The 8775-nt window shown below is 73.2% G+C and carries 4 protein-coding genes; 1 reads left to right on the top strand and 3 read right to left on the bottom strand.

The window, feature by feature from the left end; genetic code table 11:
* Positions 1-360: 360 nt before the first annotated feature.
* Positions 361-1716, bottom strand: coding sequence for an NAD(P)/FAD-dependent oxidoreductase (locus KN815_RS42770; protein ID WP_216347160.1), 1356 nt, complete (start codon positions 1714-1716; stop codon positions 361-363).
* A 321-nt stretch (positions 1717-2037) separates the two neighbouring features.
* Here KN815_RS42770 and KN815_RS42775 point away from each other — a divergent pair, with 321 nt between their 5' ends.
* Positions 2038-2763 (top strand): TetR/AcrR family transcriptional regulator, encoded by a 726-nt coding sequence (locus KN815_RS42775; protein ID WP_208514813.1) that lies wholly within the window; start codon positions 2038-2040, stop codon positions 2761-2763.
* Positions 2764-3038: 275 nt separating this feature from the next.
* On the opposite strand, the gene KN815_RS42780 is transcribed toward KN815_RS42775, so the two are convergent.
* Positions 3039-7271 carry an AfsR/SARP family transcriptional regulator gene (locus KN815_RS42780; RefSeq protein ID WP_216347161.1) on the bottom strand — a complete coding sequence of 1411 codons (4233 nt, stop codon included), beginning with the start codon at positions 7269-7271 and terminating at the stop codon, positions 3039-3041.
* Positions 7272-7439: 168 nt separating this feature from the next.
* The coding region (locus KN815_RS42785; RefSeq protein ID WP_253209600.1) for an asparagine synthase-related protein at positions 7440-8775 on the bottom strand (1336 nt) is incomplete at its 5' end.

Here is an 8775-nt window from a genome sequence, read left to right on the forward strand (position 1 = left end):
GCCGCCGGGACGGAGCCGCCGCCCGCGGTGGCCGCCGGCTTGGGCCGCCGCGCACCGCGGTCTGTCCGGGCGGCGTTGCGTCGCTGGGTTCGGGGGAGCCGGGCGCTCCAGCGCGTGAAGTTCACTGCGGATTACCTCGTGGGGTGGTGGCTGAGCTGCGCGCCGGAGCGGGATCGGGGAGATGGGTGCGGGTACGGGGGACGGCCCCCAGGGGAATGCAGCAAACTTCCGAATCCTCGCGATTGTCACTCTTTGCAGATACGAGCCCACCCATGGTCACACGACCAGTGTGGCCGACCGGACTGACATCCGTGAGACGCCGATCGCGGGAGGGGAGTTCCCGGCTCCGCCCCGATCGGCTCAACTGGACTCGGGATGGCGACCGGTGTCCGCGGCGAGTTTGAACTCGGCGCGCGGGTTCTCCAGCGAGCCCAGCGAAACGATCTCGCGTTTGAACAGCCCCGACAGGATCCACTCGGCCAGTACGCGCGCCTTACGGTTGAACGTCGGCACCCGGCTGAGGTGGTAGGCACGGTGCATGAACCAAGCAGGGTAGCCCTTCAACTTGCGTCCGTAGATATGGGCGACGCCTCTATGGAGCCCCAGGGAGGCCACGGAGCCCGCGTACTTGTGCGCGTAATCCGTGAGCCGCCGCCCGGCGAGCGAGGCCGCCACGTTCTCGGCGAGAACCTTGGACTGGCGCACGGCGTGCTGTGCGTTGGGGGCGCACTCCGCGCCGGGCCGGTCGGCCGTCAGATCGGGGACCGACGCGGCATCCCCGGCCGACCAGGCATGTTCCACGCCCTCCACCTGGAGTGCCGCGGTGCATTTGAGCCTGCCGCGCTCGTTCAGCGGCAGATCGGTGGCGGCGAGGATCGGGTGCGGTTTGACGCCCGCGGTCCACACGAGCGTGCGGGTGGGGAAGCGCGAGCCGTCACTCAGTGCGGCGATCCGGTCGGCGCAGGAGTCCAGGCGGGTCTCCAGCCGGACGTCGATATTGCGGCCGCGCAACTCCCGGACGGCGTACTTGCCCATCTCCTCGCCGACCTCCGGGAGGATCCGGTTGGTGGCCTCCACAAGGATCCACTTCAGATCCTCGGGGGCGATGTTGTGGTAGTAGCGGACGGCGTACCGGGCCATGTCCTCCAGCTCGCCGAGCGCCTCCACGCCCGCGTATCCGCCGCCGACGAAGACGAAGGTCAGCGCCGCGTCACGGACCTCGGGGTCCCGGGTCGAGGAGGCGATGTCCAACTGCCCGAGGACATGGTTGCGCAGGCCGATGGCCTCCTCGACGGTCTTGAAGCCGATGCCGAACTCGGCGAGGCCGGGGACCGGGAGGGCGCGGGAGACGGATCCGGGGGCCAGCACCAGCTCGTCGTAATGGATGTCGACCGTGCCGGTGCGCTCTTCCTCCGTGGCGAGGGTTCTCACGGTCGCGGTGCGTTTGCCGTGGTGGATCGCGGTGGCCTCGCCGATGATGACCGTGCAGTCGGGCAGGACCCGCCGCAACGGCACGACGACATGGCGCGGTGAGATCGATCCGGCCGCCGCCTCGGGCAGGAAAGGCTGATAGGTCATATACGGCTCTGGGTCGACCACGATGACCTGCACGCCGCCGTGTCTCAGCTCTCGCTTCAGCTTTCGCTGGAGGCGCAGCGCGGCGTACATCCCGACGTAGCCACCACCGACAACGAGAATGCGCGCGGGTTCCTTCACCCTCCCATGAGGCACGCGCGACCGCGGTTTGTCCACAGCCCCGACGAATTGTGTGACCGGACAGCTTGACTCGCCCCGCGGCGCGGAATCGGTTACACGTACGAAATGTCCGCAGGTCAGCCCCCGGATGGTCGGTGACGGTCGGGGGGCGAGTCAGGAAAAGGCGGTCCTCTGCTCTGATCGGGGGGCGTTCTGTCCCGAGCTACCCTCTTCTTTCTTGACCTGGGCTCAACTATGTTCGTACTTCGTCGGGGTTGTGACTGCCTCGACAGTCTGGGCGGGGAGTCTCCGGGGGGAGACGTCATTACCGGGGGATCACTTATGCACCTTCAGGGTTCGTCATGGTCCGCAGCCGTCGCATCGTCAGACGGAAACGGCGGACGGAATACACCGCTGCGCGTGGACGCGCAGCGCAATCTGGAGCACGTCCTGCGGGCGGCGCGCGAAGTCTTCGGTGAGCTCGGATACGGGGCTCCGATGGAAGACGTGGCGCGCCGGGCACGGGTCGGGGTGGGCACCGTTTATCGGCGCTTCCCCAGCAAGGACGTGCTGGTGCGCCGCATAGCCGAGGAGGAGACGGCAAGGCTGACCGATCAGGCGCGGGCGGCACTGGGGCAGGAGAACGAGCCGTGGTCCGCGCTGGCCCGGTTCCTGCGCACCTCGGTGGCGTCCGGCGCGGGCCGGCTGCTGCCGCCGCAGGTGCTGCGGGTCGGGGTCGACGCGGAGGCCGAGATCCGGCTGCCGCAGCAGCGGCAGGCGGCGTTAGCCGCACCCGGTCAGCCGGAGCTCCGGCTGGTCGAGCGGCCGACCGCACCTGAGGACGAGCCGGACGACGCGGGCGCCGCGGCGCTGCTGGAGGTCGTCGGGCAACTGGTGGAGCGGGCACGGGCAGCGGGCGAGCTGCGCCCGGATGTGGCGGTCGCCGACGTACTGCTGGTGATCGCCACGGCGGCGCCCTCGCTGCCGGACGCGGCGCAGCAGGCGGCGGCGTCGGCCCGGCTGCTGGACATCCTGCTGGACGGGCTGCGGTCGCGCCCCGTGGGGTGATGCCGTCGGCCCTGGAGCGCTATCCACGCCCGGCGGGGTGACATCGGCGACGTCCGAGGAGCCGTGCCGGGCGGGGGTGCTCGCCGGCGAGGCGCCGCTGCGGGGCCGTCCGCGATGGGGTCGGCGATACGTCGGCCCGGCGGGCGGGGCCCGCAGGCGCTCGCGTTTCTTGGCCGGGGCGGTCGGGGGCGCGCCTTGCCTCCTCGTACGAGTGACGGCACGCGGGGGTGCGCGGGCCGGGGTGGTGCGCATGCGCGTGCGTGCTCGCGCCCGCGTCAGCGGGCGGGCGGCGGTGCGGACCCCCGGTCGGCGGTCTCGGCTTGAGTGTCGGTCTCGGCCTGGGTGTCGGGCCTGGCCTGGTGGTCGGGCCTGGCCTGGTCGGGCCTGGCTTGGTGGTCGGGTTCGGCTCGCTCGACGGCCTCTGCCTGAGACTCTGTCTGGGTCTCTGCCTGGGCCGCGGTGGCCTCGGTGACGTCCGCGGCATCGGGGGCATTGGTGGCGCCCACGACGTCCGTAGCGTCCGCCGCGGCCGTAGCGTCCGCCGCGGCCGTAGCGTCGAGTGAGGTCAGCACCTCGTCGAGCAGGCAGATGGCCTGCTCGGGGGTCATGGCCGTGTTCTCGGTGCGCAGCTTCTCCACCGCGTCCCGGCCCAGCGCCTCGCTCGCGCGGGCCGTGGTCGCGCCGATGTCCCCGGCCACCAGTGGTGAGCGCGGCAGCCGACCGCGCCAGCCGTCGGCGGCGCCCAGCAGCCGCACGGCGAGCCGCTCCTGTCCGCATCGCACCAGGATCTCCGCCGCCGACTCCGCCTGATGGGCCAGCAGCAGCTCCATGGAGTTCGCGTCGAAGCCCTCGCGCAGAGTGTTCCGGAGCTTGCGCAGTCCACCGACCAGATCGCCCTCCAGGCCGGTGATACGGCCGTCCAGGCCGCCGGCCACGACCCAGAACTGCGGCGGAGGCGTGCCGCGCCCCGCACGAACCCAAGCGGCGTCGCAATACGTCCTGGCCCGGGCCAGATCACCACGCAACAGCTCGGCCTCGCTGCGCACGATCTGGTTGAAGGCCCGTACATCCTGGGTACCGCAGCGCTCCGCCGCCTCCTCGGAGCGCACCACCAGCTTCAGCGCGCCCTCCAGGTCCCTCTCGTGGAGGGCGAGATCGGCGAGGCGGGTGCAGAGGAACGGCACCTCGGTGTGGGCGCCGAGCTCCTGCGCGAGCCGCACTGCCTTCTCGTAGGCGGCCCTCGCCTCCGCGAACCGGCCGTGGTGGGTGGCGATCTCGCCGCGCGCGCCCTCCACCTGTGCGAGCAGCCAGCGATCGCCGACGCGGGTGGTCAGCTCGCGCAGCTCGGCCAGGTCGTCGTCGACGGTCTCGATGCCGCCCGGCATGTCGATGGCGAGGTGGGTGCGGTACATCAGCGTGATGCCGAGCGCCCAGTCGTCGCCGTGCGTCCGGCAGGTGGCCACGGTCTGGTCCATGAGCGGCAGCATCCCCCCGGCGAAACCCTCGATGACGAAGGCCGTGAACGGCCACAGCAGAGCGGGGAAGGACGCGCTGCGGGGCCCTGGGTGGCTCGCGTAGTCGTCGCGCATGCGTATGGCCACGTCCCGGATCGCGGGATCGCTCATATCCGGGCCGGTGCCCTGCTCCGCGAGCAGGACGAAGAACATCAGCCGCAGATCCATACGCTGCCAGTACCGGGTGGCTTCCGCGTCGACACCGTCCTCGCCGTCCGGAACCCGGGCCGGGATGTGCAGAAACTGGTCAAGGGCATGGTTGCCGCCCGGTATCCGGTCCGCCTCGGCGTCCGTGCCGTGGGAGCGGGCCAGGAGAGCCAGGGCACGGCCGACCCAAGCGGCGCCCTCGTCCCGGTAGTTGCGCAGCCACCAGAACCAGGCCAAGGCGCGGATGAGCGCGATGACGGTGTCCTCGTCCGCGATGGTCAGGGAGCGGTGCAGGGCTGCCCGGATGTTGTCGAGCTCGGTCTCGACGAGGAGGAGCCAGGGCAGTTGTTCGGCGGAGCGCAGGCGGGGCTCGGCGGTGCGGATGAAGTCCCTGAAGTGGGCGGTATGACGGGCCACGGCGGCCTTATGGTCGGCACGGGCCGTCCGGTCCTCGGTGGCGCGATTGCCGACGTACTCATGGATCGTCTCCAGCATCCGGTAGCGGGGCTCCCCGCTCGGCGGCCCGGAGGAGTCCGCCGCCGCACCGTGCGACGGATGATCGACGATCAGAAGCGACTTGTCGACCAGCGCCCCGAGCAGCTCCAGCACCTCGGCGGGCGCGATCCTTGTGTGGGGGCGCGTATGAGAGCGCGTGGGGTGGTGCGTCTCGTCGTACGCGACCGTGTCGCCCGGCCCCGGTGTGCTCGCCGTCGCGTCCGTAAGGGCGTCACGGGCGTGGACGCCGTCTTCCAAGACGCCATCCTCGAAGACGCCATCTCCGAGGACGGCGTGCTCGTCCGTGTCGACCGTAAGGGCGTTCTCACCGGGCGGGGTGTCCGCGCATACCGCCTCGGCCGCGGACAGGGTCCATCCGCCCGCGAAGACCGAGGCACGGCGCAGCACCGTGCGCTCGCGCTCGTCGAGGAGGTCCCAGGACCACTCGACGACGGCCCGCAGGGTCTGCTGGCGGGGCAGGGCGGTTCTGCTGCCACTGGTCAGCAGGCGGAAACGGTCGTCCAGCCGGTCGGCGATCTGGCGTGGGGTCAGCAGTCGCAGCCGCGCCGCGGCCAGCTCGATCGCCAGCGGCAGACCGTCCAGGCGGCGGCAGATCTCCGCGACCGCGGCCGCCGTGTCCGGGTCCGCCGCCGGGTCGAAGCCGGGCCTTACGGTGGCGGCGCGCTCGGCGAAGAGCTGGTGGGCGGGGGCGGGCGCGAGCGGCTCCACCGGTCTGACGGTCTCGCCGGGCACCCCCAGCGGCTCCCTGCTGGTGGCGAGCACGGTCACACCCGGGCAGTGCGCGAGCAGGGTCTCGGTGAGCCGGGCCGCGGTGTCGATGACGTGCTCGCAGTTGTCGAGCAGGAGCAGCAGTCGGCGGTCGGCGCAGTACTCGACGAGCCGACTGGTCGGATCCCCGCCGTCCGGGCCCGTGGTGCGGCTTTCGAGCCCGGAGGCGAGCAGCATGGTCGCGCGGCGGCCGACCGCGCTCAGGACGGCGCCGGGGACGGCGGAGGGGTGGTCGAGCGGGGCGAGTTCGGCTACCCAGACGCCGTCCGGATAACTGGCCGTCACGGTCGCCGCGGCCTCCTCGGAGAGCCGGGTCTTGCCGGAGCCGCCGGGGCCGGTGAGGGTGACCAGCCGGGCGCCGTCCAGGTCCCGGACGATGTCGCCGATCTCGTTCTGCCGGCCGACGAAGCTGTTGAGGCGGGCCCTGAGGTTACCGTGCGGCAGAGGCGGCACGACGGTGCCCGAGCCCGCCTCCCGGCCGTCGTCGCCCATGCTTCGAGCCCCGCCGCCGGTTCCTCCGCGCCCGGCCGGGCCATCGGACGCGCCTCTGGCCTGGCCGTCGAGGGCGCTCCTGGCCTGGCTGCCGAACGCGCCCCTGGCCGCACTGCCGCCCCGGCCGTCGGGCATCCCCCTGGCCGCACTGCCGCCCCGGCCGTCGAGCATCCCCCTGGGGGCGCTGCCGCCCCGGCCGTTCGAAGCCCGCCCAGTCCCGCTGTCGGCCCGGGCCCCGCCCCCACCGCTCCCCCGATGGCTGTCGGCCCACGGCGCCACGGCCTCCGCGGTGGGCGCGCCGTCGCGCGCGGTGTCCGGCGCCCCGAGGGCCGGCTCGGCGTTCGTCGTCAGCAGCCGTCTGTGGAGCTCCTTCAGCTCCGCTCCCGGGTCGGTGCCGAGGCGGTCGGCGAGGGTCCGGCGGACGTCCTCGTACGCGGCGAGGGCGTCGGCGGAGTGACCGGCCGCCCGCAGCGCGCGGATGAGCTGGGCGTGGAACGTTTCGTCGAGCGGATGGTCCGCGACGAGCTGGCGCAGCTCCGGTATGACGTCCGTAGGGCGGTCGAGCGCGAGGTCGGCGTCGATCCGGCGGTGCAGCGCGGTCAGCCGGAGCGCCTCGGGGCGGGCCGCGGGCGCGTCCCGGTCCGGCAGGTCGGCGAGGGCCGGGCCGCGCCACAGGGCGAGCGCCTTACGGAGGGTGGCGGCGGCCGTCTCGGGGTCGTCGGCGTCCAGGGCGCGTATGCCCTCGTTCGTCAGCCGCTCGAAGCGCAGCAGGTCGACATCGTCTTTGGGGACGGCGGTCGCCAGGCGGTAGCCGCCGGGTGAGGAGATGACGGCGTCCCTGCCGATGGTCCGGCGCAGCCGGCCGACGAGCGCCTGGAGCGCGGCGGGCGCGTCATGCGGAGGGTCGTCGGCCCACACCTCGTCGATCAGGACGTCGACGGAGACCGGGGCGGAGCGTGCGGCCCTTACGGCGAGCGCGGCGAGCAGCGCGCGGATCCGGGGGCCGCCGAGGGGGAGCGGATCGCCGTGGTCGTCGCGCGCTTCGGTGGTGCCGAGGATCAGATACCGCACAGGGGCCATTCTCCTAGCTTGCCGGTTGCCCGCTGGGGAGCTCGTGCGGCGCGGCCCCTTCATCTCGTCGGCCATACGGACTCGTCCGCCGTAAGGCACTCATCGCCATAAGGCGCTCATCGCAGTAAGGCACTCATCGCCATAAGGACTCGTCCGGTACGGAGGCCGTCACAGGCTCGGGCGTGGCACCACTCCGCCCGCCACGGCCCGCTGCCGTGGCGCCGCCGTACCGGTCCAGCAGGTGCCCCGGCGGGCCAGCAGGCGCCGCAGCCAGACTTCGGTGGAGACGAGTTCGGCCAGGCCGTCCAGGGGCAGCCGCTCCCCCTGTGCGGCGGCGCGCAGCGCCTTACGGATGACACGGGCCTCGATCAGGCCCGCGTCCGCCAGCAGCGGGGCGTCGAAGAGGGTCATCAACTCGCCCGTCCAGGTGCGCATGCCGGTCCGTACGGCGGCGGTGTGGGCGGCGTGGGAAGTGGCTCCCCAACCGGGAGGAAGCTCCCGGATGCCCGCTCCGGCGAGGACCGTCCGCAGCACCGCGGCGCGCGCCCCCGGTTGCACCCGAAGCGCTTCGGGGAGTGCGCGGCAGGCCCGTACGACCTGGTTGTCGAGGAAGGGCGCGTGCAGGCGCTGGCTGCGGATCTCGGCGGCCTGCTCGAAGACACGGTGGTCCGCGGCGTAGCGGGCGAGGGCGGCGTCGGCGCGGCGCTCCCCGGGGCGGCGCACCAGCACGGGGCGCATGGCCGCCTCCTCCAGCCGGACGGACACCTCGGCGAGCGTCTCTCCGGTGAGCCAGCGGGCGGCGGGCCCCGGGCGGCACCACGTCAGGGCGGCGAGGGAGGCGGATACCGCGCCGGGGTCGCGTACCGCCTGGTCGTCGGCGAAGCGGCGCTCCAGGAGGCGCACCGCGGCCTCCTGGACGCCGTCGCGGTAGGAGGTGCGGGCCAGCCGCCGTGCGGCCCGGTAGACCGTGAAGGGCACGAAGAAGGACTGGGCGGAGGGGCCGTCGGCCTTCGCGAGCGCGGTGGCGGGGCGCAGCAGATGGCGTCTGCGCCGGTCGAGCAGCAGGTCGGCGAGGCGCGCGGGGTGGGCGTCGAGCACCTGGCGGGCGCCGTGCCCGATGAAGTGGTCCGCGCTGCCCGCGGCGAGCCGGCGCCGGTGGCGTTCGGCGATGACGAGGGAGGGGCCGGGCTCATCGGTAAGGGCGCCGGTGTGGAGGCCCGCGTACGGCAGGGCCTCCTCGCCCGCGGCGACGACCACATGGTGCAGCCGCGGATTGGCGGCGATGGCTCCGGCCCGTTCGAGTTCGGCCTCGCGGGTGCGGGCGCCGCCCGCCGTGGCGAGGTCGTTGAAGGTGACGGCCAGGAGCCGCTCGCCCGCCTCGGTGCCGTGCCCGAAGAGGGTGCCGGGCATTCCGGGGAGCCCGGCGGCGAGCAGGGCGAGGGTGGCGGAGGCGCTGCCTCCGGACAGATCGGCGCCGATGCCGGGGGCCGGGCCGCCGCGGGCC

Origin of the sequence: Streptomyces niphimycinicus (assembly GCF_018883605.1) — a bacterium.
GTDB lineage: Bacteria > Actinomycetota > Actinomycetes > Streptomycetales > Streptomycetaceae > Streptomyces > Streptomyces niphimycinicus.